The 25,588-nt window shown below is 34.3% G+C and carries 27 protein-coding genes; 17 read left to right on the top strand and 10 right to left on the bottom strand.

Annotated features, from left to right (window positions below):
- Positions 1 to 31: 31 nt before the first annotated feature.
- From ACMDB5_RS03650 to ACMDB5_RS03640, 3 genes are all read right to left on the bottom strand, one after another.
- Positions 32 to 688: an aspartate kinase gene (locus tag ACMDB5_RS03650; protein WP_413999664.1), complete on the bottom strand. Its 657-nt coding sequence runs from the start codon at positions 686 to 688 to the stop codon at positions 32 to 34.
- 118 nt (positions 689 to 806) lie between these two features.
- Positions 807 to 1,166, bottom strand: coding sequence for a YraN family protein (locus ACMDB5_RS03645; protein WP_413999663.1), 360 nt, complete (start codon positions 1,164 to 1,166; stop codon positions 807 to 809).
- 55 nt (positions 1,167 to 1,221) lie between these two features.
- Positions 1,222 to 2,121, bottom strand: coding sequence for a S66 peptidase family protein (locus tag ACMDB5_RS03640; RefSeq protein WP_413999662.1), 900 nt, complete (start codon positions 2,119 to 2,121; stop codon positions 1,222 to 1,224).
- A gap of 163 nt (positions 2,122 to 2,284) precedes the next feature.
- Here ACMDB5_RS03640 and ACMDB5_RS03635 point away from each other — a divergent pair, with 163 nt between their 5' ends.
- The 3 genes from ACMDB5_RS03635 to ACMDB5_RS03625 all read left to right on the top strand — a co-directional run bounded on the left by ACMDB5_RS03635 (position 2,285) and on the right by ACMDB5_RS03625 (position 5,704).
- Positions 2,285 to 3,394, top strand: a complete 1,110-nt coding sequence (locus ACMDB5_RS03635; protein ID WP_413999661.1) for an endonuclease/exonuclease/phosphatase family protein — start codon at positions 2,285 to 2,287, stop codon at positions 3,392 to 3,394.
- 129 nt (positions 3,395 to 3,523) lie between these two features.
- Complete coding sequence (locus tag ACMDB5_RS03630) at positions 3,524 to 4,063, top strand: 3-hydroxyanthranilate 3,4-dioxygenase (protein WP_413999660.1); 540 nt, start codon at positions 3,524 to 3,526, stop codon at positions 4,061 to 4,063.
- A gap of 93 nt (positions 4,064 to 4,156) precedes the next feature.
- A complete protein-coding gene (locus ACMDB5_RS03625; RefSeq protein ID WP_413999659.1) occupies positions 4,157 to 5,704 on the top strand; it encodes an aldehyde dehydrogenase family protein in 1,548 nt (515 codons plus the stop codon).
- A gap of 93 nt (positions 5,705 to 5,797) precedes the next feature.
- Here ACMDB5_RS03625 and ACMDB5_RS03620 read toward each other — a convergent pair whose 3' ends face one another.
- The 3 genes from ACMDB5_RS03620 to ACMDB5_RS03610 form a co-directional block, all read right to left on the bottom strand.
- The gene (locus tag ACMDB5_RS03620) at positions 5,798 to 6,295 is read right to left on the bottom strand and encodes a DUF6646 family protein (protein ID WP_413999658.1); all 498 of its coding nucleotides are present in this window, start codon (positions 6,293 to 6,295) and stop codon (positions 5,798 to 5,800) included.
- 44 nt (positions 6,296 to 6,339) lie between these two features.
- The gene (locus ACMDB5_RS03615; RefSeq protein WP_413999657.1) at positions 6,340 to 7,065 is read right to left on the bottom strand and encodes a metallophosphoesterase; all 726 of its coding nucleotides are present in this window, start codon (positions 7,063 to 7,065) and stop codon (positions 6,340 to 6,342) included.
- A gap of 295 nt (positions 7,066 to 7,360) precedes the next feature.
- Positions 7,361 to 8,500 (bottom strand): ATP-binding protein, encoded by a 1,140-nt coding sequence (locus tag ACMDB5_RS03610; RefSeq protein WP_413999656.1) that lies wholly within the window; start codon positions 8,498 to 8,500, stop codon positions 7,361 to 7,363.
- A 92-nt stretch (positions 8,501 to 8,592) separates the two neighbouring features.
- On the opposite strand from ACMDB5_RS03610, the gene ACMDB5_RS03605 reads away from it, so the two are divergent.
- A complete protein-coding gene (locus ACMDB5_RS03605; protein WP_413999655.1) occupies positions 8,593 to 9,402 on the top strand; it encodes a DUF4382 domain-containing protein in 810 nt (269 codons plus the stop codon).
- 93 nt (positions 9,403 to 9,495) lie between these two features.
- On the opposite strand, the gene ACMDB5_RS03600 is transcribed toward ACMDB5_RS03605, so the two are convergent.
- Together ACMDB5_RS03600 and ACMDB5_RS03595 are read right to left on the bottom strand one after the other, a co-directional pair.
- A complete protein-coding gene (locus ACMDB5_RS03600) occupies positions 9,496 to 10,248 on the bottom strand; it encodes an SDR family NAD(P)-dependent oxidoreductase (protein WP_413999654.1) in 753 nt (250 codons plus the stop codon).
- A gap of 66 nt (positions 10,249 to 10,314) precedes the next feature.
- Positions 10,315 to 11,187 carry an aldo/keto reductase gene (locus ACMDB5_RS03595; RefSeq protein WP_413999653.1) on the bottom strand — a complete coding sequence of 291 codons (873 nt, stop codon included), beginning with the start codon at positions 11,185 to 11,187 and terminating at the stop codon, positions 10,315 to 10,317.
- Positions 11,188 to 11,399: 212 nt separating this feature from the next.
- Between ACMDB5_RS03595 and ACMDB5_RS03590 the strand changes: the two genes are divergently transcribed.
- The 10 genes from ACMDB5_RS03590 to ACMDB5_RS03545 all read left to right on the top strand — a co-directional run bounded on the left by ACMDB5_RS03590 (position 11,400) and on the right by ACMDB5_RS03545 (position 21,557).
- The gene (locus ACMDB5_RS03590; RefSeq protein ID WP_413999652.1) at positions 11,400 to 12,404 is read left to right on the top strand and encodes an AAA family ATPase; all 1,005 of its coding nucleotides are present in this window, start codon (positions 11,400 to 11,402) and stop codon (positions 12,402 to 12,404) included.
- A 77-nt stretch (positions 12,405 to 12,481) separates the two neighbouring features.
- Positions 12,482 to 13,345: a DUF58 domain-containing protein gene (locus tag ACMDB5_RS03585; protein ID WP_413999651.1), complete on the top strand. Its 864-nt coding sequence runs from the start codon at positions 12,482 to 12,484 to the stop codon at positions 13,343 to 13,345.
- A gap of 84 nt (positions 13,346 to 13,429) precedes the next feature.
- Positions 13,430 to 13,789: a four helix bundle protein gene (locus ACMDB5_RS03580; RefSeq protein WP_413999650.1), complete on the top strand. Its 360-nt coding sequence runs from the start codon at positions 13,430 to 13,432 to the stop codon at positions 13,787 to 13,789.
- Positions 13,790 to 13,923: 134 nt separating this feature from the next.
- On the top strand, positions 13,924 to 15,555 hold the full coding sequence (locus ACMDB5_RS03575) for a hypothetical protein (RefSeq protein ID WP_414000353.1): 1,632 nt from the start codon (positions 13,924 to 13,926) through the stop codon (positions 15,553 to 15,555).
- The gene (locus ACMDB5_RS03570) at positions 15,555 to 16,556 is read left to right on the top strand and encodes a vWA domain-containing protein (protein WP_413999649.1); all 1,002 of its coding nucleotides are present in this window, start codon (positions 15,555 to 15,557) and stop codon (positions 16,554 to 16,556) included. The genes ACMDB5_RS03575 and ACMDB5_RS03570 overlap by 1 nt, the downstream gene beginning before the upstream one ends.
- 73 nt (positions 16,557 to 16,629) lie before the next feature.
- Positions 16,630 to 17,010: a GxxExxY protein gene (locus ACMDB5_RS03565; protein ID WP_413999648.1), complete on the top strand. Its 381-nt coding sequence runs from the start codon at positions 16,630 to 16,632 to the stop codon at positions 17,008 to 17,010.
- A 59-nt stretch (positions 17,011 to 17,069) separates the two neighbouring features.
- The gene (locus tag ACMDB5_RS03560; protein ID WP_413999647.1) at positions 17,070 to 18,104 is read left to right on the top strand and encodes a VWA domain-containing protein; all 1,035 of its coding nucleotides are present in this window, start codon (positions 17,070 to 17,072) and stop codon (positions 18,102 to 18,104) included.
- Between the two features lie 53 nt (positions 18,105 to 18,157).
- Positions 18,158 to 18,934: a tetratricopeptide repeat protein gene (locus tag ACMDB5_RS03555; RefSeq protein WP_413999646.1), complete on the top strand. Its 777-nt coding sequence runs from the start codon at positions 18,158 to 18,160 to the stop codon at positions 18,932 to 18,934.
- Positions 18,935 to 19,000: 66 nt separating this feature from the next.
- Positions 19,001 to 20,752, top strand: coding sequence for a BatD family protein (locus tag ACMDB5_RS03550; protein ID WP_413999645.1), 1,752 nt, complete (start codon positions 19,001 to 19,003; stop codon positions 20,750 to 20,752).
- Positions 20,753 to 20,810: 58 nt separating this feature from the next.
- On the top strand, positions 20,811 to 21,557 hold the full coding sequence (locus ACMDB5_RS03545; RefSeq protein ID WP_413999644.1) for a tetratricopeptide repeat protein: 747 nt from the start codon (positions 20,811 to 20,813) through the stop codon (positions 21,555 to 21,557).
- A gap of 26 nt (positions 21,558 to 21,583) precedes the next feature.
- On the opposite strand, the gene ACMDB5_RS03540 is transcribed toward ACMDB5_RS03545, so the two are convergent.
- Positions 21,584 to 22,087: a CvpA family protein gene (locus ACMDB5_RS03540; RefSeq protein WP_413999643.1), complete on the bottom strand. Its 504-nt coding sequence runs from the start codon at positions 22,085 to 22,087 to the stop codon at positions 21,584 to 21,586.
- Positions 22,088 to 22,273: 186 nt separating this feature from the next.
- Here ACMDB5_RS03540 and ACMDB5_RS03535 point away from each other — a divergent pair, with 186 nt between their 5' ends.
- From ACMDB5_RS03535 to ACMDB5_RS03525, 3 genes are all read left to right on the top strand, one after another.
- Entirely contained in the window at positions 22,274 to 22,630 is a 357-nt protein-coding gene (locus ACMDB5_RS03535) for a hypothetical protein (protein ID WP_413999642.1), read from the top strand.
- 110 nt (positions 22,631 to 22,740) lie between these two features.
- Positions 22,741 to 23,760 carry a phenylalanine--tRNA ligase subunit alpha gene (gene pheS / locus ACMDB5_RS03530; RefSeq protein WP_413999641.1) on the top strand — a complete coding sequence of 340 codons (1,020 nt, stop codon included), beginning with the start codon at positions 22,741 to 22,743 and terminating at the stop codon, positions 23,758 to 23,760.
- Between the two features lie 87 nt (positions 23,761 to 23,847).
- Complete coding sequence (locus ACMDB5_RS03525) at positions 23,848 to 24,255, top strand: hypothetical protein (protein ID WP_413999640.1); 408 nt, start codon at positions 23,848 to 23,850, stop codon at positions 24,253 to 24,255.
- Positions 24,256 to 24,371: 116 nt separating this feature from the next.
- On the opposite strand, the gene ACMDB5_RS03520 is transcribed toward ACMDB5_RS03525, so the two are convergent.
- Positions 24,372 to 25,367 (bottom strand): NAD(P)H-dependent glycerol-3-phosphate dehydrogenase, encoded by a 996-nt coding sequence (locus tag ACMDB5_RS03520; RefSeq protein WP_413999639.1) that lies wholly within the window; start codon positions 25,365 to 25,367, stop codon positions 24,372 to 24,374.
- Positions 25,368 to 25,588 lie beyond the last annotated feature (221 nt).

Below are 25,588 nucleotides of genomic sequence, written 5' to 3'. Positions count from 1 at the left end.
TAAAAGGCTGGAAGCTTTGTCGATTATAAGATTAATTCTTTAAATCCTTAATTACTTTAAATGCCACATCTACCTGTTCTTCGCTCACTAAAATGGTGAATTCATTAGAGGTTGATATTACTTCGTTGATGATGATTCCTTCCCAGGCAAGACGCTGAAAAATGAAATAATAAATACCTGGAACAGCGATGTTTTCTTTTGGTAATTTTACGGTGATCGAAGCAAGATCATCTAGTTTTTGGATCAGTTTTTCATTAGCAAAGTGCTTGTCAACTAATTGATTTACAGTTTTACTAACTACGATATTAATTTCGTTTACTCCTCTTGATGAGGTATAAAAAACATCCGGAAATGAATTAATGTCCGAAATTAGTTCCGCTTGTTTGTTCAAAACAGTTTCAGAAACGGCAAAAGTATAATCGGTTAGTGAAGAACGCACCGTTATTTCGCCTATGTTTTTTATTACTTTATTGATTTTGTGATTTAATCTAAAATCAAGTTCTTCTGTTAATCTTTTTAGGGACATTACTACGGCACCCTGTTTCACTTCTTTGTCGAATTCATTCTCTAATTCGGCCATTATGTTTCTTGACAATGAAGTTAAGTTAATGATTCCGAGTGATAATGCATTTAATAAAAAAGGCTTCGTTTTGATGTAATTCTCTACTATAGAAGAAACAGTTTTCATACTAAATTATTTTTTTACTTATTTTAAGCAGTTGGTTTTAATAGTTTTATGTTTTAAAAAACATTGCAAATATAAATAAAAAACATTTTGTTACAAATATAACAGTGATTAAATTCGTCTAAAAATGGTAAAATGCATCTATAAGGTGTTCGATTACAAAAGATTTTCCTTCTTTATGAATTGCGATGATATCAAAACGGACGTTAATTTCTAATTCTTTTTCGTTCACATAAGCATCAACTGCTTTTACCAAAAGTTGGATTTTTTTTGGTTTTACAAAATCTTGTGGCAAGCCAAAATCCAATGAAGAACGGGTTTTAACTTCTACGACTGCCAGAATAGTATCCTTTTTTGCGAGGATATCAATTTCGGCTTTTTGAAAAGTCCAATTTGTTTCTAAAATAGTATAGCCGTTTTTTTGCAGAAATTCTACAGCCAATTCTTCGCCTAGTTTTCCTAATTCGTTGTGTTCGGCCATTTTTTAGTATTCAGTCTCAGTTTAAGATTTCAGCAATCAAAAGTAGTTTTGGTGTTTAGTCATTAAATTTTAAGATACTTTTTTTGTCGGTCACTTCCATAGTTACTTTGTTTCCTAAAATCAAAGCCCTGTTGTCGTCAATATGTCCTGCAGGAAAATTGTATAGAACCGGAAAACTATAATTTTTGGTAATATCTTCTATGATTTCAAGGGCATTTTTCCCCCAAGGGATTTCATTATCTCTCATTTTAGACATAGAACCCACAATGATTCCTTTGATGTTTTCTAAGCAACCGTTTCGTTTTAAGTTCATCATCATACGATCAATGTGATAAAGATACTCATCTAAATCTTCTATAAATAATATTTTGTCTTGGCATTCAATCGCCGATGGAGAGCCGAAAAGACTATAAAGAATTGATAAATTTCCTCCTATTAATTCACCACTTGCGGTTCCCAATCGGTTTTTGACATCAGAGGTAATTTCATATGATAATGGTTCTCCGAACAAAGCCATTTCTAGTGTTTCAATAGCTTCTTTACTGGCTTTTGGGATACTTATCGGCATAATTCCATGGATGGATTTATAGCCCATTAGATTTAGATGACTGTGCAAAACGGTAATATCGCTAAAACCGATAATCCACTTCGGGTTTTGTTTGAATTGAGTAAAATCCAATAAATCAATCATGCGAACCGTTCCGTAGCCACCGCGCACGCACCAAATTGCTTTTACATTTGGGTTGTCTAATTGTTGCTGAAAGTCGGCTGCTCTTTGTTCGTCGGTTCCGGCCAGTTGATTATTGTCTAAACCAATCGTGTTGCCAATTAAAACTTCTAATCCCCAGCTGTGTAATAAGTCTATCGCGGGTTTTAGATTGTCATCGGTGTTTTTTCTAGCTGTAGCCAAAATAGCTACCGTGTCTCCTTTTTGTAATTTGAGTGGTGTTATCATCTAATGTTTGGGCTTGACTGTTTAAGATTAAAAAGCCTATAAAAACAAAGATAGGAAATTTGAAAATAATTTTAGTTTGTTCTACAAATGAAGTATTTTTACTAGAAGCAATTTTTGATTTATAAAAAAGGCTTTGATTCTAATCAAATTTTAAAAATCAGCTATGAGAGTATTACATTTGATTTGTTTGCTAATTTTGGTGTTGCCAATGGCAAAAGTTGGAGCTCAATCGAAGAAGTATAGTATTCATACGGTTGCTTTTTATAATTTCGAAAATCTTTTTGATACCATTAATGATCCCCATACGAATGATGACGAATGGACACCGAAAGGAGCACAACGTTGGACCTCCAAAAAATACAATCAAAAGCTACAAAATCTTTCCAGAGTTTTACTCGAAATTGGTTCTTCGGATAATGCTAATGCACCTACTTTTATAGGTTGTTGCGAGATAGAAAATAGAGGTGTTTTGGAGGATTTAATCAAGGAACCAAAACTGATTGATAAAGACTTTGGAATTATCCATTTTGATTCGCCCGACAAAAGAGGTATCGATGTAGCCTTATTGTATCAAAAAAAACATTTTAAACCCACAACATACACCAATGTTCCTTTATATGTTTTTAAAGAGGAAAGTAAGGCAAAAGCAATTTCTAAATTAGAATCCGATGATAAAATAGATGATAATTTAGAGTTAAATCCCCAAACAAATCGAGTGTTTACGCGAGATCAATTATTGGTCACCGGATTTTTAGAAGGTGAAGAAATTAGTATCATAGTCAATCATTGGCCTTCACGATCTGGTGGTGAAAAAAAATCAAGCCCTTATAGAGAAGCTGCCGGAACACTGAACAGAAAAGTTATTGACTCTTTGCAAAGAATAAATCCCAATGCCAAAGTGATTACGCTTGGTGATTTGAATGACGGTCCTTATAATAAAAGTATAAAGATAGCGCTTGGAGCAAAGGCTAATAAAAAAGAAGTTCCCTTGTTGGGAATTTATAATCCGTTTGAGGAAATGGCAAAAAAAGGATTGGGGACAATTGCTTTTAGGGATTCTTGGGATATTTTTGATCAGATCATGGTTTCACAATCTTTGATACAAGACAATTTTTCTACTTATCAATACTGGAAATCGGGAATTTACAACAAGTCTTTTTTAATACAAACTTCTGGGCAATATAAGGGTTATCCCAAAAGGCATTCGGCAACCGAAATTGGGTTTAGCGACCATTTTCCGGTCTATATCTATTTGATTAAAGAATTAAAATAAAATCCTTATAATTCATTTCGCATTAGTAAATAGATTATTTTTCGATAGAAAGACTTTAAGTTTTCATTGACTTTAAGACTTGTGACTTTTTAGTAACTTAGCGATTCTTAAACATAACAACACTACAAAATGGCAATAGCAAAACCTTTCAATCTCAATAAATGGCTTGACGAAAATCATCATCTACTTAAACCACCAGTTGGTAATAAAAATCTATATCAAGAATCTGGGGATTATATTGTTATGATAGTTGCTGGTCCAAATGCGCGAAAAGACTATCATTATAACGAAACCGAGGAATTGTTTTATCAATTGGAAGGATCAATTAAAGTATTTATTCAAGAAGATGGACAACGCAAAGAAATGGAGCTTCATGCTGGTGATATGTATTTGCATCCGGCAAAAATACCGCATTCTCCGGTTCGTTCAGAGGGATCAATAGGTTTAGTAATAGAACGAAAAAGAGCTGGAAAAGGATTTACGGATGGCTTGATCTGGTATTGTGATAACTGTAATCATAAATTATATGAAGTCTATTTTGAGCTTCATAATATTGAAAAGGACTTTCTTTCTCATTTTGAAAACTTTTATAATTCATTGGAATTAAGAACTTGTTCCAATTGCGGAACCGTTATGGAAACGGATCCAAGATTCGTAAGTCATAAGTAACATGATTTTACTCTAAATGTTTAAGTTGGCTATTTCAGGATTTAATAATATCTTTACGTAAAAAATATAACAATTTTTAATTAAAAAGTTACAATGATAACAAAAGTAAGTCAATTTGGAATAAAAGAAGCTCTGAAACAATTAGGGATTGAAGAGATTAATGAAGGAACATCAACCGGATCAAACAATTTTGCCAACGGAAAAATCATTGAAAGCTACTCACCAGCAGATGGCGCTTTAATTGGTAAAGTAAAAACTTCGTCTAAAGAAGATTATGAAAAAGCGATGCAAAAAGCTTCAGAAGCTTTTTTGGAATGGCGTATGGTTCCGGCTCCCAAAAGAGGCGAAATTGTTCGTCAGATGGGAGATGAATTAAGAAAATTTAAAGAACCTCTTGGAAAACTGGTTTCTTATGAAATGGGAAAAAGTCTTCAAGAAGGATATGGTGAGGTTCAGGAAATGATTGATATCTGTGATTTTGCGGTGGGATTGTCCCGTCAGCTATACGGATTAACGATGCACTCTGAAAGACCTTTACACAGAATGTACGAGCAATACCACCCAATAGGGACAGTCGGAATTATTTCGGCTTTTAACTTCCCTGTTGCTGTTTGGAGCTGGAACTCGATGATTGCCTGGATTTGTGGTGATGTTGCCATTTGGAAACCAAGTTCAAAAACACCTTTATGTGGTGTGGCTTGTCAAAATATTATCAAGACAGTTTTAGAGCGAAATAATGTTCCTGAAGGAGTTAGTTGTTTGGTAACAGGAAATGAATCAGGTGATTTGATCAATAATGATAAGCGAATTTCGTTAGTTTCTTTCACCGGATCAACCAAAATTGGTCGCCACGTATCAAAAACGGTAGCAGAACGTTTTGGAAACACAATCCTTGAATTAGGAGGGAACAATGCAATTATCGTTTCGGAACATGCTGATATCAGTATGGTGTTGGTTGGAGCTGTTTTTGGTGCAGTAGGAACTGCAGGTCAACGTTGTACATCAACCAGACGTTTGATTGTTCACGAAAGTGTATATGATAAAACAATCAGCGTATTAAAAAGCGCTTACAAGCAATTGCAAATCGGGAATCCATTAGATGAGAACAATCATGTGGGGCCGCTTATTGATAAAGGTGCCGTTCAGGATTACTTAAACGCTATTGAGCAAGCAAAACAAGAAGGAGGTAAAATTATTGTTGAAGGCGGTTTAGTAGAAGGAGTAGGATATGAAAGTGGTTGTTATGTAAAACCATGTATCATTGAGGCTGAAAATCATTTTGATATCGTTCAAACAGAAACTTTTGCTCCAATTTTGTATGTAATGAAATACAGTACAATTGAAGAAGCTATTGCCTTGCAAAACGGAGTTCCACAAGGACTTTCTTCTTCTATTTTTACCAATAGTATGAGAGAAATGGAATTGTTCCTTTCTCAATCCGGTTCTGATTGTGGAATTGCCAATGTGAATATTGGAACTTCTGGTGCTGAAATCGGTGGTGCTTTTGGCGGTGAAAAAGAAACCGGTGGCGGACGTGAATCTGGTTCTGATGCGTGGAAAGCTTACATGAGAAGACAAACAAATACCATTAATTACGGTAAACAATTACCATTAGCACAAGGAATAAGATTTGATTTGTAACTAATAATCACAAACTAAAAAAGGCAATTTGAATTTTCAAATTGCCTTTTTTTATTATAAAAATTCTGGTGAATTTAGTGTTTTTTACAAATGTTACAAATTGAATGAAGCTCCAATATTAAACACAAACTGGTTGTTTAGTTTGTCAAAACCTATTGGATTGGTTTTGTAACTGGCAATTGGAACTCCGGCTTCAGTAAAAACGCCAAAACCTTCTGTAAAGAAATAACGGAATCCTAGATGAGCGCCAAAATTTCTTAACCCTAAATCTAAACCAGGGTAAATATCCATTTTTTCATCAAGTTGAAAAACATTTCCCAAATTAGCGTTGAATCTAAATTTGGCATCAATTCTATCTCCAAATTCTGGTTTGTTTCCTAAAACATTTGAGTCTACAGATAATAGATAAGAAACGGCAAAACCGTATGACATATTTTCCCCGATTCCAAAATCTGATGAAACACCGATTCCCGATCCTCCATTTTGAATGTTGGCACCAAGATTAAATTTTGTATCTCCTTTTCCTTTGAAAGCTTGGGCATTTATAAAACCAACGAATAATAATAATGATAATGTGATAATTTTTTTCATATTCTTATAATTTTAGAATTCGCGACAAAAGTAGTTTAAATAAGTTAATTCCTGCCTTTTTCGTCAAAATACAGCTCATTTAAAGGTTCGCTTTGCCAGAATTTTTTGGTATCAATATCCATAATAGTAAGTGGTCCTTTGAAGGCTGCGCCTGTATCAACATTCCAAACACAGGCCATTTGTACCGGAACGCTTTTCCCAATACGGGAAACAGGAGTGTGACCTATATAAATTTCATTGTATAATGTAAGTCGTTTTGGGTATAATAAATCAGCAGGTTTTATGGTTTTGTCTAAGGCCATAGCGGTTTCCCATAAGGTTCTGTCCCAATAAAAAGTCTCCGAAAAATATTCATAAGCAACACCATTCATATTAGAGAATCCGGCATGAATAAACAAACGCATTTTTTCATCCAGATGATAATCTTTTAATGATTGTAAGAATACAATGTGTCTTTGTTTTGTTTCTTCTTTTACCTTTTCATAGGCTAAAACAGTAGATCCTCCACCGTGTTTGTGCCATAATGGATTGTCTTTGTCGTCTTTTAGCCAATCGAGTAATAAATCATCATGGTTGCCTCGGATAAATATGCAGTTGTTAGTTGTATTTAATTGAATCAAAAAATCGATGACTTGGGGCGATTGGCTCCAGCCGTCTACATAATCGCCCAAAAAAATTAAATTATCTTTTTGGGTAACCTTGGCTCTTTCCATGATTTGGTGTAGTGCTCGCAAACCACCATGTATATCGCCTATTACTAATGTTCTCATTTGTTGTACTCTCTTTATTATTTCATAAAATTACGTAAAAGACTTAGGAAGATAGCGTTTTTTTGGAGGTTTTTTGCGGTATTGAAATATCACTAAATTTGGTGATTGTTAGTGAGTAAAAATAAAATTAGGTTTACATAAAAATTAAACACTTCTAAAATGAATGCAATTATAGCTTTTACATTACTAGTTGTTCATGTTGTTTGTAGTCTGATTAATGATGTTTTTTTTAAGTAAAATTAGTAACACATAAAAAACCCAGCGGCTAGAAAGATACTTTTTTTAAATTACAGGCTTATTGTACGTTATACTTCATCTTTCTCAAAATTCGCATAGCCTCTTTAAAAGATAAATAAATTTGAGGATAGGGTTTTAAAAGCGGCTTGGCATCAATCAGTTTTTCTTTGGCATCTTCAAAACCGTTGAGGTAACAAATCATAAATGTTGAGGGTAAATTTTCTAAATCCTTATGCTCTCTCTCGGTCAATGAAGATCCTTTTCTTAACTTATTTAATAACGTAATATTGCTATTGTAGATGTGGTAAAGCATTTTTCTATTGAATTCCGGCGGTTGAAAAAGCATTTTATTTTCAATTTTATAATAGCCGTTTTCATAGAAATAAATGGTTTGTTCTTCCAATGGATAATAACTTGTTCTGTCATTCAAGCCCAAAGGGACATATTCTGTAATCGTAAAAGAATCCTCGTCACAGTGAATTGTTACTACATCTAGGGCAGAATAAAACAGTTTGATTTGCTCATTTATCAATTCAATGTCCACTCGGGAAAGATAGGTTTTGTCACGTACTTTTTTAGGAATTCCTGCCCAGCAAATGACAAATAATTCTTTAAAAACTTTGTATTTTGGCGCCATATCTTTGTGGCGGAAGTTCATGAAATCAATTACGCCATCCAGAGTGTATTTGATGTTATTTCTAGAATTGTTTTCAATACTAAGGACAGTTTCTGAGTTTTGGTAATTTTTTTCAACTTTTTCTTCGGTAGGAGTAGTATTGCTTCCTCTTCTTATAAAAATACTGTTAGCTGGAATGGTATGAATTCCTTTTTTAAAAAAAGAAGTTTTATTTTTAGGTTTTATGGTTACTAATCCCACCACTTTATCTTTCGAAAGGTTAGGAAATGGGATGTTTTCATATTGAATCTTAGGAGGGTTTTCTAAGTAAGCATTCACCAAGTTCTGTATTCTGCTATCGTCAAAAAAATCATCCCCCACGATTTCATTATCATGATCTTCAACTCCTACTACGATATAGGAATTATTTGCTGGATTAGAATTAGAGAGTGCGCAAATGTGCTTGAGAAACTTTGCTTTCCCTTCACGAGTATGTAAATTTAATTGGCGCTTTTTGTCATAAAAACTGCTCTCATCATTGTGTGCGAGTAGGTTCTTGACTAAAAGACGTTTGTTGATCATGTGTTAAAATGGCTAAGAGGATCTACTAAAATAATACTAATTCGTAAATTTAAACGTTATTAAATGTAACCAAATTTAAATAATGGAAAGATATGAAAAAGATTAAATTTTACGTGTTAAGTTTTTGTGTAATGGCGTTTATGTCCTTGTTATTTATAGGATGTAATTCAACTGATGATTCGACACAAACTTCAAGAGTTTCAATTCGAATGACTGATGCTCCTGGAGATTATGATGCTGTAAACATTGATGTACAAGACGTTTTGATAAAAGCAACTACAGACAATGATGACAACAAAGGTTGGGTTAGTATAGGGAATGTCACTCCTATGACTTATAATTTGTTGGATTTAACGGGTGGTGTAAATGTATTATTAGCTGATAATCTAGTGCCTTCTGGGTTTTTAGGACAAGTCCGATTGGTTTTAGGTGAGAACAATACTGTTGTCAAAGATGGTGTAACTTATCCTTTAAAAACGCCAAGTGCGCAACAATCAGGGCTGAAATTGAAAATTAACCAAACGCTACTTGCAGGTGCGACTTATGATTTTTTGTTGGATTTTGATGTAGAACATTCGATTGTGGTGCAAGCAGGGAATTCAGGTAATTATAATTTGCATCCGGTTATCAGAGTTTCTACAGCTGCAACTTCTGGAGTTATCAAAGGTGCCATTAATCCTGTTTTGACAGGTTATCAGGTATTGGCATCCGTTCTGGTAGGAGATGTTGTGGTTTCTGCCTATGCCGATGAATCAGGAGTGTTTCAGCTTAATGGTATTCCAGCGGGGACTTACATTGTGACACTAACTCCGGACGTAGCTTCAGGAAAAGCAATTAAAATAATTCCGGGGATAGTAGTAGTTAATGGAACAATGACTGATATGGGTGCGATTTCTTTATAAGAAACTGCTGATTGTAAATTATTAGACTAAAAAGAGGCTTAAATTTCAAATGAACTTGAATTTAAGCCTCTTTTCGATTACTATAAAACTTGATTAATCTCTCTTCACAAGAGTTGATGAGGCCTGAGCCGAAGGCATCACTATCAAATCGGCAATATTAACATGATAAGGTCTTGAAATCACAAAATGAATAATGTCTGCAATGTCTTCTGCTTGCAAAGGTTCAAATCCTTTATAGACGTTAGTAGCTCTTTCTTTGTCGCCTTTAAAGCGCACTTCGCTAAATTCAGTATTCACCATTCCGGGATGGATTGCACCAACTTTTATTCCGAAAGCATTCAAATCCATACGCATTCCTTGATTGATGGCATCAACGGCATGTTTTGTTGCACAATATACGTTTCCGTTTGGATACACTTCTTTTGCTGCTGTGGAACCAATGTTAATAATATGCCCAGATTTTTTCTCTATCATTTTCGGAATGATGGCCTTGGAAACATATAAAAGCCCTTTTACATTAATGTCAATCATGGCATCCCAATCCTCTAAATCTCCGTTTTGAATAGGATCTAAACCATGAGCATTTCCAGCATTATTAATAAGGATATCAATATTTGAAAAGCTTTCGGGCAAAGAACTAATACTCTCAAAAACAGCTTTTTTGTCTCGAACATCAAATAGTAAAGTATGGATTTCAGTATGCTGAGAAAGTTCTTTTTTGAGTTCGATCAATCGATCTTCCCGTCTTCCGCAAAGAATGATTCTATAATTGTTTTTTGCCAATATTCTTGCTGTCTCCCTTCCAATTCCGCTGGTGGCACCAGTTATTAAAGCTGTTTTGTTCATTGTTTATTGATTTTTACAAACGCAATCTTAATTCTGCGTTCTTAATTTTGCTGTCTGTATTCTAAACTAAGGTACTTCGTCTCCTCTGCTTTCGGTCCAAATAGCAAACCAATCTTCTTTTTCTAGGTCTAATTCGACTGCTTTCATCAATGATTGTATTCTGGCAACGTTTACAGTTCCGGCAATTGGAATCACTTTTGCGGGATGTTTTAAAATCCAAGCCAGTAAAATTGTGTCGGCACCCAAGCTGTATTTCGAAACTAATGTTGCTAATAATTTTTTCAAACGGTGGGTTTGTGGGATATCTTCCCTGAAAACAAATCCTAATGGATTCCATGACATCGGACGAATGTTGTGAACTTGCATATAGTCAAAACTACCGTCAACCATAGGCTCAAAATTAGTCGCCGAAAATTGTATTTGATTGTAACTAACTTCTACTTTTTGGCGAATTAATTCTGTCTGGGAAGATGTGAAATTAGAAAGCCCAAAATCAATGATTTTTCCATCCGTTTTTAGTTTTTCTACCGCTTCGGCAATCTCATCAGCTTGCATTAATGGACTTGGTCTGTGTAACAAGAAAGCGTCCAAATAATCAGTTTGTAAGTTTTTTAAAGACTGCTCTACAGAGGCAATTATATGCGATTTCGAATAATCGTAATGTTTGATTTTGTTAGTTCGATTTTCGGCAAGCATTTGAATACCGCATTTCGAGATCAGTTGCATTTTTTCTCTGGCAATCTTGCTTGAGGCAAATGCTTTTCCAAAATCGGCTTCGGTGGTATAAGAACCATAAATGTCGGCATGGTCAAAGGTGGTTATTTTGTTTTCTAAACAAACATGAATTATGTTTTCCATTTCCTTTGGAGTCAGGTTTTTATCCCAAACTCCCCAATTCATGGTGCCAGCAATAATAGGCGATAATGTTGTCTTACTCATGGGTTTTGTTTTTTATTAAAATGTGTAAATCTTCTATTTTAAAGTATATTTTTCAAAGTTCTTAAAAATATAAAAATTGAATCATAATTCATCCTTAAAATTAGACTATAAATCGAAGTTTTAACCATTTTTTAACATCTTCCTTCTAAAAAAAAATTCAATTTGCACTACCAAAAGTAAGGTGTAAAATTCAAGGGTTTAAAAATAATAATATGGAAGAAAATACTGCGACTATAGACATTAGAGCAATCAATGAAAAAATTGAAAGAGAGAGTGCTTTTATAGACCTCCTTAGTATGGAAATGAACAAGGTGATTGTGGGTCAAAAGCACATGGTAGAGCGTTTGTTGATCGGGCTTTTAGGTCAAGGGCATATTTTATTGGAAGGAGTTCCCGGATTGGCAAAAACCTTAGCAATAAATACACTTTCACAGGCTGTTCATGGTTCGTTTAGCAGAATTCAGTTTACACCTGATTTATTACCTGCCGATGTTGTGGGTACTATGATTTATAACATTAAGCAAAATGAGTTCTCTATCAAAAAAGGACCTATTTTTGCTAATTTCGTTCTTGCCGATGAGATAAACCGTGCGCCAGCCAAAGTGCAATCAGCATTATTGGAAGCCATGCAGGAAAAACAAGTGACCATTGGCGATACGACCTTCAAGTTAGACAGACCTTTCTTGGTTTTGGCAACGCAGAATCCAATTGAACAAGAGGGAACGTATCAACTTCCGGAAGCTCAAGTCGATCGTTTCATGCTAAAAACCGTTATTGACTATCCAAAAATTGATGAAGAACGAATGGTAATTCGTCAAAATCTAAAAGGAAGCTATGAGAAAGTAAATCAAGTTGTTTCGGTAGAACAAATTTTGCGTGCTCAAGAAGCGGTTCGTGAAGTTTATATGGATGAGAAAATTGAGAAATACATTCTTGATATTATTTTTGCCACACGTTACCCTGAGAAATATAAATTGGCCGATTTGAAACCATTAATCAGTTTTGGAGCATCGCCACGTGGAAGTATCAATTTAGCCAATGCCGCCAAATGTTATGCTTTTATCAAACGTCGTGGTTATGTGATTCCAGAGGATGTTCGTGCCGTTGTTCATGATGTATTGCGTCATAGAATTGGTGTTACTTATGAGGCAGAAGCCGAAAATGTTACTTCTGTTGACATCATCAATAAAATTATAAACGAAGTAGAAGTACCTTAAGATTTTAGATTTTTGATATAAGATTTTAGATTTTAGATCTGAAATCAGCAATCGTTAATCAACAATCAATAATCAAAATGGATACAAAAGAGCTTTTAAAAAAAGTACGGAAAATAGAAATTAAAACCCGAAGATTGAGCGATCACATCTTTTCGGGGGAATACCATACCTCATTCAAAGGACGCGGAATGACTTTCAGCGAAGTGCGACAATACCAATATGGTGATGATATTCGTGCTATCGATTGGAACGTAACAGCACGTTACAACGAAGCCCACGTAAAAGTTTTTGAGGAGGAGCGCGAATTGACGATGATGTTGATGGTCGATATTTCGGGTTCTGAAAGTTTTGGTTCCAAAAACCAGTTTAAAAGAGAGATTGTCACTGAGATTGCCGCTACCATGGCTTTTTCGGCTACCCAAAACAATGATAAAATTGGGTTGATATTATTTTCCGACCAAATAGAATTATACATTCCGCCCAAAAAAGGAAGATCGCACGTATTGCGTATCATTCGGGAATTGATAGAATTCGAACCCAAAAGTCATAAAACAGATGTTGCTCAAGCCTTAAAATTCTTGTCAAGCACCCAGAAAAAGAAAGCCATTGTTTTTATGATTTCTGATTTCATGGCAGAAGATTATGAGCATACTTTAAAAATAGCATCCAAAAAACATGATATTACGGGTATTCGAGTATATGACATTCGAGAAGAAAAAATGCCGAATATAGGGATGGTTCCTATGCTTGATGCCGAAACCGGAGAAACGCGATTGATTGATACCGGTTCTAAAACAGTTCGGTTGAATTATGAGAAATACCACCATGATAAGGTAAATTATTTCAAGGAAACTTTTAGAAAATCCGGTTCCGGAATTGTAAATACAAGAGTTGACGAAAGTTATGTAACCAAATTATTAGGCTATTTTAAATCGAGATAATGATTGAAGAATGATGATTAACGATTTTTGATTGCAGATGTGGTTGTGATGAATGAAAAGATTAACGATCATAAATATAAAAGCATGAACAAGCAGGTTTTAGAAGATAGATTGATAGATTTTGCGGCTTTAATTATTAATGTGGCTAATAATTTTGAGAAAAATTATGCGGGAAATCATTTGGCGAGTCAAATAATTCGTTCTGGAACCTCGCCAGCTTTAAATTATGGCGAAGCTCAAAGTGCTGAAAGCAAGAAAGATTTTATCCATAAAATGGGTATCTGTCTTAAAGAATTGAGAGAATCATTTGTATGCTTGAAGATTATTGAAAAAGCAAATTTAACATCAGATATTGAAAAACTAACAATAGTAAAAAAAGAAGCAAATGAATTAATATCGATTTTTGTTTCAAGTATTAAAACATCAAAGGCAGGTTCTGATTAGGAAAAATTGAATTAAATGCATAGAATGAACGATGTTTGATTACAATTGCAGCTCAATTCTGAAATCAAAAATCGTTAATCTTCAATCAAAAATCATTTGCTTCAATCGAAAATCAAAAAATGGAAACATTATACATGAAAAAACACTTATTCTTACTGTTATTACTTCTTTCCACAGCTGTTTTTGCCCAACAGAAAAAGGTGGTAACAAGTATCGATACTACAAAAAATAAAATTGGTGCCGAGTTCAAATTGACACTGAAAACTACGGTAGATACTTTATCTAAAGTTGATTTCCCGAATCTGAAAAGCATCGGAGCTCTTGAGGTCATCCGTTCGTATCCTATTGATACCATCAAAAATAATGATCAATATGAGTTAATCAAGAAATATGGTTTAACCCAGTTTGATTCCGGAAAATATGTTATCCCAAGCATTAAGATTTTTATTAACAGTAAGCCTTATATGACGGATTCCCTTTTGGTTGAAGTGGCTAATGTGCAAGTGGATACCTTAAAACAAAAGATGTATGATATTAAGGATATTGTTCCAGTAAAGAGTTCGATGTCTCCTTGGTGGAAATATCTTTTGATCCTGGCTTTGATTCTTGGTATCGGTGCATTGGTGTATTGGTTCATTAAAAAACAACAAAAGAAAAAGATAGAAGAAGAGGTATACAAAACTCCAATAGAAAAAGCGACCAGTTTAATGGATACGCTGGAGCAAAAGGAGCTTTGGCAAAAAGGAGAAGTAAAGGCTTATTATAGCGAATTGACTGATATAGCTCGAAATTATATTGAAGAAGCTATTGAAATTCCGGCTATGGAAAGCACAACTTCGGAATTGATTGTTGGACTTAGAGCCGCTTCTGTCAAAAAGAAAATGACGGTTTCTCAGGAAACCATCGAAAACCTGGAACGCGTTTTAAAACAGGCCGATTTGGTTAAGTTTGCCAAATCAAAACCTTTGGAATACGAAATCACCGAAGACCGAAATAAAATACAAAAAGTAATCTTAACGCTAGACAATTCTATTCCTGTAGAAGTTGCGCCCGAAGAAGATATTTTATTGAATGAAGCGCAAAGACAAAAACAGATTCAAATGCAGTTGAAGAAAAAGCGAAATAAACGCATCGCTATTTCGGTGGCAGCGGTCCTTTTTCTGATAATGGCTACTACAATTTATTTTATTGCAACCAAAGGATTTGATTATGTAAAAGATAATATTATTGGACATCCAACTAAGGAATTGCTGGAAGGAGAATGGGTAACAAGTACTTATGGGAATCCGGGAGTCAGAATTGAAACGCCAAAAGTGCTTAAAAGAATTGATTTAACGAAATCGCTTCCTAAAGAAGGTTTGGCATTAGTCAAAGAAATGCAATCTTTTGCTTACGGTAGTTTTACCGATAATTTTTACCTGATGGTTTCTACGATGAAATACAAACAGCAAACTGAAATTGATTTGAAAAAATCTATTGAAGTTACAATTCAAACGTTAGAATCTCAGGGAGCGCAAAATATGATTGTGAAACAAGAAGATTTCGATACCGGAGAAGGTATTAGTGGTGTAAAAGCGTACGGAACTTTCTCTAGTATAGATAAAGACATAAAGAGCAGCAAAAAAACATATTATGAGATTTTGTTGTTTGGTCAAGATGGCGGATTACAACAAATCATGATTCTTCATCAAGAAGGCGATTTGTATGCAAATAAAGTATCCGAACGAGTTTTGAACTCTGTAGAATTAAAACAACTGAGCAAATAATGGCAAAAATAACTTTTTTAAATCCGGAGTTTTTTTGGTTGTTTCTTTTAATACCCCTTGCCATTATTTGGTTGGTTTTTAAAAGAAACCATCAATCAGCAACTTTAAAAATGAGTTCGATTGAAGGATTCAAAGGTTCGACCTCTTTTTTAGCAAAGATGAAACCTTTTTTGAGCGTTTTTAGATTATTGGCTTTAAGCTCTTTGATTGTTGCCATGGCAAGACCCAGAACGGTTGACATAAGCAATAAGACAAAAACCACAAAAGGAATTGATATCGTTATGGCGGTCGATGTTTCCGGAAGTATGCTTGCCAAAGATTTGAAACCAAACCGAATGGAAGCGCTGAAAAGAGTGGCTGCAGATTTTGTGGAAGAAAGACCAAATGATAGGATAGGATTAGTTGTCTATGCCTCCGAATCTTATACAAAAACTCCGGTAACTAGCGATAAAGCGGTTATTTTGGAAGCCATCAAGAGTATAAAGTACGATAATGTTTTGCAGGATGGAACAGGAATTGGAATGGGATTGGCTACTGCCGTGAACCGTTTGAAAGACAGCAAAGCCAAGAGTAAGGTTATTATTCTTTTGACCGATGGTGTTAATAATGCTGGTTTTATCGAGCCCGAAACCGCTTCGGATATTGCCAAGCAATATGGAATAAAAGTGTACACAATTGGTTTAGGAACCAATGGAATGGCTGAATCGCCTTATGCGGTTGGGCCAAATGGTCAGTTTTTATTTCAAATGATGAAGGTGGAAATTGACGAACAATTAATGAAAAGCATCGCCAAAAAGACTGACGGTAAATATTTTAGAGCGACAAGCAATAGTAAGTTGGCCGAAATTTATAATGAGATCAATAAACTGGAAACTACCGAAATAGAAGAATTAAAGTTCTATGACTATGATGAAAAATACAGACCTTTTGTTTGGCTTGCCGGTTTTTTATTGTTGGTGGAAATTGGCTTGAGAAATACAGTTTATAGAAGCTTTATTTAGTGTTTAAACACAAAGGACACTAAGGAGTCTCAAAGGGCACTAAGTTTTTAAAGGAAACTAATAATTATATATAATGGATGAAAATGAAATATCAAAAATTGTTTTTGAAAGCGCATTAAAAGTTCATAAAATATTGGGGCCTGGTTTATTGGAAAGTGCTTATGAGGAATGGTTGTTTTATGAACTCAAAAAGTATGGTTTAAAAATTGAAAAACAAAAACAATTGCCTCTAGTTTACGAAGAGGTAAAATTAGATGTTGGTTATAGAATTGATATTATTATTGAAGATAAATTTATTGTTGAAATAAAATCGGTCGAAGCACTTAATGATGTTCATTTAGCTCAGCTGTTGACTTATTTAAGATTGTCAAATTGTAAATTAGGGTTATTAATCAATTTTAATGTCAGTTTATTAAAAAATGGTGTTAGAAGAGTAATAAATGGAACTTTATAAATAAACATTAATATGGTGTGCTTTGTGAAAAATCTTAGTGCCCATTGTGGTTAAAAAATATGGAATTAGACGAAAAAAAATATTTATACCTGCTTTTTATTCTGCCATTGGTGGTGCTGTTATTCTTGTTCAATTCATATTGGAAAAGAAAAAAGCAACGCGAATTTGGTGATTTGGACTTAATTAAAAAATTGAGTCCGGAACGTTCAGTTTTTAAACCTGCTTTTAAATTGATTGTAGTTTTGTTGGCTTTGGCTGCATTGATTTTAGGATTGGTAAACCCAAAAATCGGGACTAAGATGGAAACGGTAAAAAGAGAGGGAATCGACATCGTTTTTGCGATAGATGTCTCCAAAAGTATGCTTGCCGAAGACGTCGCTCCAAGTCGATTGGAAAAAAGTAAACAAATTGTTTCGCAAATTATCAATCAGCTGGGGAATGACAGAATAGGAATTGTGGCTTATGCGGGAAGTGCTTTTCCGGTTTTACCGATAACGTCAGATTATAGCGTTGCAAAAATGTTCTTGCAAAGTATGAATACCGAGATGGTTTCTTCGCAAGGGACATCTTTGGACGAAGCCATAAAATTATCTGCAACTTATTTTGACGATAAAAGCAAAACCAGCAAGTTATTGATTTTGATTTCAGATGGGGAAGACCATTCCGAAGGAGCTCAAGTTGCCGCCGATGAAGCTAATGCCGAAGGAATTCGTATCATAACTTTGGGTGTTGGTACCGAAAAAGGAGGGACGATTCCTTTGAAAAGAAATGGAATTGTTGAAAGTTACCAAAGAGATAACAATGGCGAAGTGGTTGTAACCAAGTTAAACCAAGCCAGTTTAGAAACAATTGCCAAAGCGACAAAGGGAGGTTATATGAATGGGAATAATACCAAAGAAGTTTTGGAATATGTAAAAAACACTTTGGATAAAATTCAGAAAACCGAGTTTGAAGCGACTCAAATGGCCGATTTTCAATCACAATTTCAGTGGTTTTTAGGATTTGGATTTGTGTTGTTATTCTTAGATCTTTTCTTATTAGAAAGAAAAACAAAATGGGTTAAGAAGTTGAATCTGTTTAACGAAGAAAAATAAATGTCGATTCCTTTAAAGATTTTGCTTTTGAGGATTAACATAATTTAATAAAAATGAAAAATTTTAAAACATACTTATTTAGCTTTTTTACGCTTCTCTTTTTAGGGCTGGGAGGGATATTTGCTCAAGAGAAGGATAAAAGTTTGTCTAAAGCAAATGAGGAATATACCCAGAATAAATTTGTTGATGCCGAGGCTAATTACCGAATTTCTAATTCGAAATTTCCTAAGAAAACCGTTGCTTCTTATAATTTAGGGAATTCGATATACAAACAAAACCAAATTGGCGAAGCTAAATTAGCTTATGCAAAGGCGATCGAAAACATTAAAACAAGACCTGAAAAGCATAAAGCCTTTCATAATTTAGGGAATGTTTTCATGAAAGAAAAAAATTATACCGAAGCAGTTGCAGCTTATAAAAACGCACTTCGCAATGATCCTACTGATGAGCAAACAAGGTATAATTATGCTTTGGCCAAAAAGATGCTGAAGGAAAATCCTCCGAAAGACGATAAGAATAAAGACAAAGACAAGAAAGATAAGGATAAGAAAGACGATAAAAAGGACGGAGAGAAGGACAAAAAGGACGATAAAAAAGACGGAGACAAAGATAAGAAAGACGATAAAGGAGATAAGGATAAGAAAGACGGAAAGGACAAAGATGATAAATCCGATAACGAAGGAAAGCCAAAGCCAACTCCTGGTGGAATTTCTAAACAAAGATTGGAAAGTCTTTTAGATGCCGTAAATAATGAAGAAAAGAAAATCCAGAATAAAGTGAATGCTCAAAAAGTAAAAGGGAAACCAACCAAGACCGAGAAAGATTGGTAATTCGGTTTTACTTGCATATTCAAGGTAAAATAAAAACGTAAGGAAAAGATAAGGATTGAATAAGAAATGAAAAGATATTTAATTTTAATACTGTTAAGTTTTCAAGGACTTTTGGCTCAAGTACAATTTGAGGCCAAAGTGAGCAAAACCACGCTTGGACTAAACGAAAGGCTTCGTGTTGACTTTGTCATGAATATAGATGGCGATAACTTTAACGAACCTTCTTTTGATGGATTCAGGGTTATTGCTGGACCTAGCCAACAAGTGAGTCAATCTTGGGTAAATGGAAGAAGCTCTTTTGAAAAAATATATTCTTATTACCTTTTACCTAACCAAAAAGGGACATTGCTCATTAAGCAGGCAACAATTGAATTCAATGGGCAAATTTATAAAACGGCGTCCATTAAAATAAATGTTACGGCAGCGGTAGAATCGCCTAAAGATCCAAATGATACCAGCATTTCAGCAGATGATAATATCTATCTGGTTGCCGATATTTCTAAGACAAATCCCTATATCAACGAGCCTATTAGTGTAGTTTATAAATTATACTTTAGTTATAACATAGGAATAACCAATTGGAGGGAGCTTAATAAGCCGAAATACAATGATTTTTGGAGTCAGAATGTTGATATTAAGGAGCTTGTTGCCGAAGAAGGGATGTTCAAAGGTGAGAAATACAGGTACGTGGTTTTAAGAAAAACAGTCCTTTATCCTCAAAAATCAGGAAAATTGGTGATAGAGCCACTTTCATTAGATATAGATGTTGAGTTGCCAACTAATCGCAGAAATGTGATTGGACAAATGATATTGAAACTAGACAGTAAAAGAGTTTCTGCTGGTGCAAAAACCATTGCGGTTAGAGCGTTACCGGAAGCAGGGAAACCTGCTGATTTTTCGGGAGCTGTAGGGAATTTTGACTTCAAAGTGACGCCTACAAAAACAAGTCTTAAAAACGGAGAGAGCTTAGATCTAGTGGTAAGCGTTAGTGGTAAAGGAAATATGAAATTATTCAATTTACCAAAACCGGTAGTCCCAAATGCGCTGGAAATGTATGATGCGGTTCACAGTGAGCAAGTAAATACATCGCTGGCAGGTATGGCGGGGAAAGTTTCTGATAGTTACACCATTATACCACAGTACAAAGGAAATTATCCAATCAAATCAATGCAATTTTCCTATTTTGATTTAGGATCGCGTACTTACAAGACAATTAACTCTCCCGAGATAATGATAAACGTTCTTGATGGGCCAACGGATACAAGAGCTGTTAGCGGTTCGGATTCTGATCATGATAAAAATAAAATTTCTAGTACCGAACAATTCAAATTTATTAAGTTAAAAACAAACCTTGTTTCGGTTGCCCAGAATGATTTTTTTGGTTCTAATTTGTATTTGGGTTTATTGTTTTTACCATTCTTAATGTTGCCATTAATTATTTTGGTCAAGAATAAAAAAGAAGCCATCGACGGTGATGTTGTTGGAAACAGAATTAAAAGGAACAATAGATTGGCTAAGAAGTATTTGTCAGAAGCCAAAAAACAAATCAGCAACAAAGAGCCATTTTATGTTGCTCTCGAAAAGGCGATGCACAATTTCTTGAAAGCTAAACTGCATATAGAAACCTCAGAAATGAGTAAGGATAATATTAAAGAATTGTTGGTGAACAGAAATGCAAAACCAGAAACGGTGAATGATTTTATTGCCCTTACCGAGAATTGTGAAGTCGCTCGATATGCGCCTTCATCAACTGCTACAATACAGCAGGATTTTGATAAAGCGGTTTTGATCATTTCTGAATTGGAAAAACAGATATAATTTTAGATTGGCGATTTTAAATTTATAAATGGTACATCGACAACTTATGACTAATAAAATGAAAAATATACTTTATATATTATTGTTAACAACTCAAGTTTTCTTTGCCCAAAATGGCTTTGAAAAAGGGAATGAGTTTTATAAAAATGCAAAATACGAGCAAGCTGTCGAAGCCTATGAAAGTGTTTTGAGTGTTAATAAACAGCAATCGGCAGAATTGTTTTTTAATTTAGGGAATTGCTACTACAGACTTAATAAAGTGGCTCAGGCAATTTATAACTACGAAAAGGCTTTGTCGTTGAGTCCTAATGATAGCGAAATAGTAAATAATTTGAAATTTGCCCAAAAACGTACTATTGATGAAATAAAAGTGATTCCAAAAGTAGGTTTCGGAAAATTGCTTCGTGATTTCACGGGAATTTATCAATACAATACATGGGCGTGGATTTCTATATCCTTTTCGGGATTGTTCTTATTGTCTTTTTGTGGGTATTATTTTTCTCAAATTTCACTTTCTAAAAGGATGTTTTTCTTGGGAATGTTCCTGATGTTATTGTTAGTTATTATCAGTGTTTCGGCTGCTTTTTTCGAAAAAAGTCATGCTGAAAACGAAAGACCTGCAGTAGTTTTTGCCGAGATAACTGATATGAAAAGCGAGCCACAGAAGAAATCTTCTAATGTTTTCGTATTACACGAAGGAACCAAAGTATTCGTAAAAGAAACCTTGGATAACTGGAAAAAAATTCAATTAACAGATGGTACCGAAGGTTGGATTGAGAGTAGCGCTATTAAAGAAGTAAAGTAGTTTTATTGCCCCTAAACAGGGATTGATTACTTTTTTTTTGCGCCATCATACCATTTTTCGATTGAAGGAAAAATGAATCCCGCTGTTTTTTGAATAGGATTATAGAATATGGAATTGTCTAGAGTTTCTTTTTTAGCTAAGAAATTTTTGTAATTTATTTTTTCGAAAACTGTCAGAACTACACTGATGATCAGTACTGTTTTTAACAGGCGAAAGAAACCACCACCCGCTTTATTGATCCAGCCCATATAGGCAAAATCAGCAAGGTTTGTAAAGAATTTTCCCAGCATATAAATACCTGCTACAACCACAATAAAAGTAAGGACAAAAGCGGTCACTTGTATCGTATGCGGATTCCAGGAAACAAATCCCGATAACACACTTTTTATAATCGAAGAGAATTTAACGGCAAAATAAATACCTGCCAATAAAGAGACTAGAGAAGCAATTTCTACAAAAAGTCCGTTTCGGATTCCTTTATACAAAGCATATCCAAGTAATCCTCCTAAAATAATATCCAAAAAACCCATTTTTATGCTGTTTTAAATAAAAGTGCAAATATAAAAGAATTGTTGGTTATCGATTGCCAATTTTCAAGTTCTTATCTTTGCCTAAATAATTTTAGAATCCAGATTGCAGAATTCAGATTTAAAAACATAACTATTACGATTTCTGCCCAAAATCTAAAATCTAAAATCTAAAATCCTATATTAAAAATGTCAAGAGACACACAACTTAAAGAACGCTGGGAACAGCTTGTAACGATACTTTCCGATCAATTTTCGCAAGGGGAAGACTTAGATTTAGACGCTATTATTTACCTGATTGGAGTTCAGGAATTGGGTAAAGTTCATCGTGAATTCAAAAAAGACGAAAAATTAAATCTGATGCATATTGCCATTTGCCGATTATTAGAACCTTATGGCTTCTATGAATTTGATTTTTTTGACGAAGAAGGATGGCCTCATTATAGAGTAAAAGAGGAATTGCCGCCTTTAAAAGCAGGAGAACAATCGGTTTTGATGAAAGAGGCAATCGTGAATTACTTTTTAGAAAGGGAACTAATAGATTAAATTTAGGATTTAAGATTGCAGATTTTTATTTAAGGAAGGAAACTTTAAACTTTTAAACTTTAAAGCTGAAACAAATTACTTAAATTTGCACTCTCAATTATTGGATGAAAATGATAGACAAGATAAAAGAATATATTGGTGAAGCACAAGCTTTCTCGACAGAAAATGCAACGGAATTAGAAGCATTTAGGATCAAATTTCTAGGAAGTAAAGGGATTCTAAAAGAATTTTTTGCCGAGTTCAAGAACGTTCCCAACGACCAAAAAAAGGAATTTGGACAAGTAATTAATTTACTAAAAACTTCTGCAGAAGAAAAGGTAAAAACCATACAGGAAACTTTAGAAAGTAAGGAAGAAAGTAAGGGTTTTTATGGTGATTTGACACGTTCTTCGGAGCCAATTACAATTGGTTCTCGCCATCCTATTTCCATTGTGAAAAACCAAATTATCGATATCTTTTCAAACATTGGTTTCAATGTTTCTGAAGGACCGGAAATTGAAGACGATTGGCATAATTTCACTGCATTAAACTTACCGGAATACCATCCGGCGCGCGATATGCAGGATACGTTTTTTATTCAAACAAATCCTGACATCTTATTACGCACGCACACTTCATCAGTGCAGGTGCGTTATATGGAGAACAACAAGCCGCCTATCAGAACGATTTCTCCGGGAAGAGTTTTTCGTAATGAAGCCGTTTCGTCTCGTTCACACTGTATTTTCCATCAGGTAGAAGGATTGTACATTGACAAAGATGTTTCGTTTGCTGATTTGAAACAAACATTGCTTTATTTCACTAAAGAAATGTTCGGAAAATCTAAAATCCGTTTGCGTCCATCTTATTTCCCATTTACGGAACCAAGTGCCGAAATTGATATTTATTGGGGTTTAAAAACCGAAACCGATTATAGAATTACCAAAGGAACCGGATGGTTAGAAATTGGTGGTTGTGGTATGGTTGATCCTAATGTTTTGAAAAACTGTGGTATCAATGCTGAGGAATACAACGGTTTTGCATTTGGAATGGGTGTAGAGCGTATTGCAATGTTATTGTATCAAATTGGTGATATTCGTATGTTCTACGAAAATGACGTTCGTTTCCTAGAGCAATTTAAATCGATAGTATAAAAATATTTTAAGAATTTTGATGAACGATTTTTGGTTTCTAGATTTAGAAATCAAAAATCGTTTTTCTTAGATCAAAAATTAAAGCATATGAAAAAAGATATCATCATCCCCGAAGTTGAAAACGTATTCTTGGCTGCTGTTCAAGAGTGGAGTGACGATTTTATGGAAAAAGTTTGGTATGTCTATTTAGTAAATGATAGCGATTTCCTTATCGAAAGTGTTATGGTGGTTTCTAAAGCTTTTGGAACTATAGATGGAGAAATGAAAAAAACTTCGCTGTTACGTCATGCTTTTGTTGAAGTTTCTGCTGTTTCAGTCGTTAAAATTGAAATGGTAGAAAAAAGTGTTTTGACACTTAACAATGAATTTATGCTTACTTTTTTCATCGGAAACACCCTGTACGATAAAAAGTTTATTTTTAAAGCAAATTCTATCAATGAAAACAGCACCGAAGAAGTGCCAATTTTATTCGTTGAAGGTGTTATTGTAAGATAGTCTATCTTTTTTTGATTTATTATAAAAATTAAAACCGCCGATTTACAGATTCTAATTTAAAATCTGTAAATCGGCGGTTTTTTTGTAAATCTTAAGCTATAATTGGAATTTTGGATTTAATCCAGTTTATTCGTTAGTTCTTTAAAAATAGTCTTAGCCTCTTTTCCTTTGTAAAGAATTTCATAAACGGCATCTATAATTGGCGTTTTTGCACCATAACCCTGATTGAGTTTGTAAGCGCTATTTGTAGCATAATATCCTTCTGAAACCATGCTCATTTCCATCATAGCACTTTGTACGGTGTAGCCTTTACCAATCATATTTCCGAAAGTTCTGTTTCTTGAAAATAGAGAATAACCCGTTACCAATAAATCACCCAGATAAGCCGAATCATTTATGTTTCGTTTCATTTTGTGTACTTTCTTGATGAATTTTTTCATTTCACGAATCCCGTTGCTCATCAAAACCGCCTGAAAATTATCACCATAACCCAATCCGTGGGCAATTCCTGCAGCAATAGCATAAATGTTTTTGAGCATGGCGGCATATTCAGTTCCTATAATATCATCGGTAATTTTTGTTTTGATAAAATTTCCTGATAAATTTTTTGCTACAGTTTTAGCCTTTTCGGCATCACCACAAGCAATGGTTAGATAAGACAGACGCTCCAAGGCCACCTCTTCGGCATGGCATGGACCAGTTATTACACCAATATTATAGTAGGGAATATCATATTGAAAGTGAAAATGTTCTCCAACAATCAAACTGGTTTCTGGAACGATACCTTTAATTGCTGAAAAAATGATTTTATCTTTCAATGAAACAGTCAATTTTTCTAGTTCTCCATTTAAAAAAGCCGATGGGATAGCAAAAATAATGTAATCAGCATAAGCAACCGCTTCATTAATGTCGCTAGTGAGTTTTAACTTTTGGGTGTCAAATTCTACTGAACTTAGATAATTGGGATTGTGTTTGTGAGTTTTTATGTGCTCTATTGCAGCTTCATTACGCATATACCAAGAAACTTCGGAAAGGTTTACGCATAACATTTTCGTGATTGCCGTTGCCCAACTCCCGCCTCCAATTACTGCAAATTTTAGATTTTCGGTCATTTTAGTATTAAATTTAATCAAAAGTACTTAAAAATGTACTAATGAGGCAAGAAAATAATGATGGAGTCTCGATATTTAAGAGTGGAAAAATACACAAAGTTAAATTTTGATACTTTTTTTTATAATTATATACAATATTAATGTTTTTGTAGCGTTATAAAAGTCTGTACGTTAATTTGTTAGTTAGATATGAGAATTGAATTAGTTAGTTTTGTTTTGGT

The organism is Flavobacterium sp. W1B (assembly GCF_047344965.1).
Taxonomy (GTDB): Bacteria; Bacteroidota; Bacteroidia; order Flavobacteriales; family Flavobacteriaceae; genus Flavobacterium.
The sequence above is the reverse complement of the archived record's forward strand: the minus strand, read 5'-3'. Positions and strand labels throughout refer to the sequence as shown.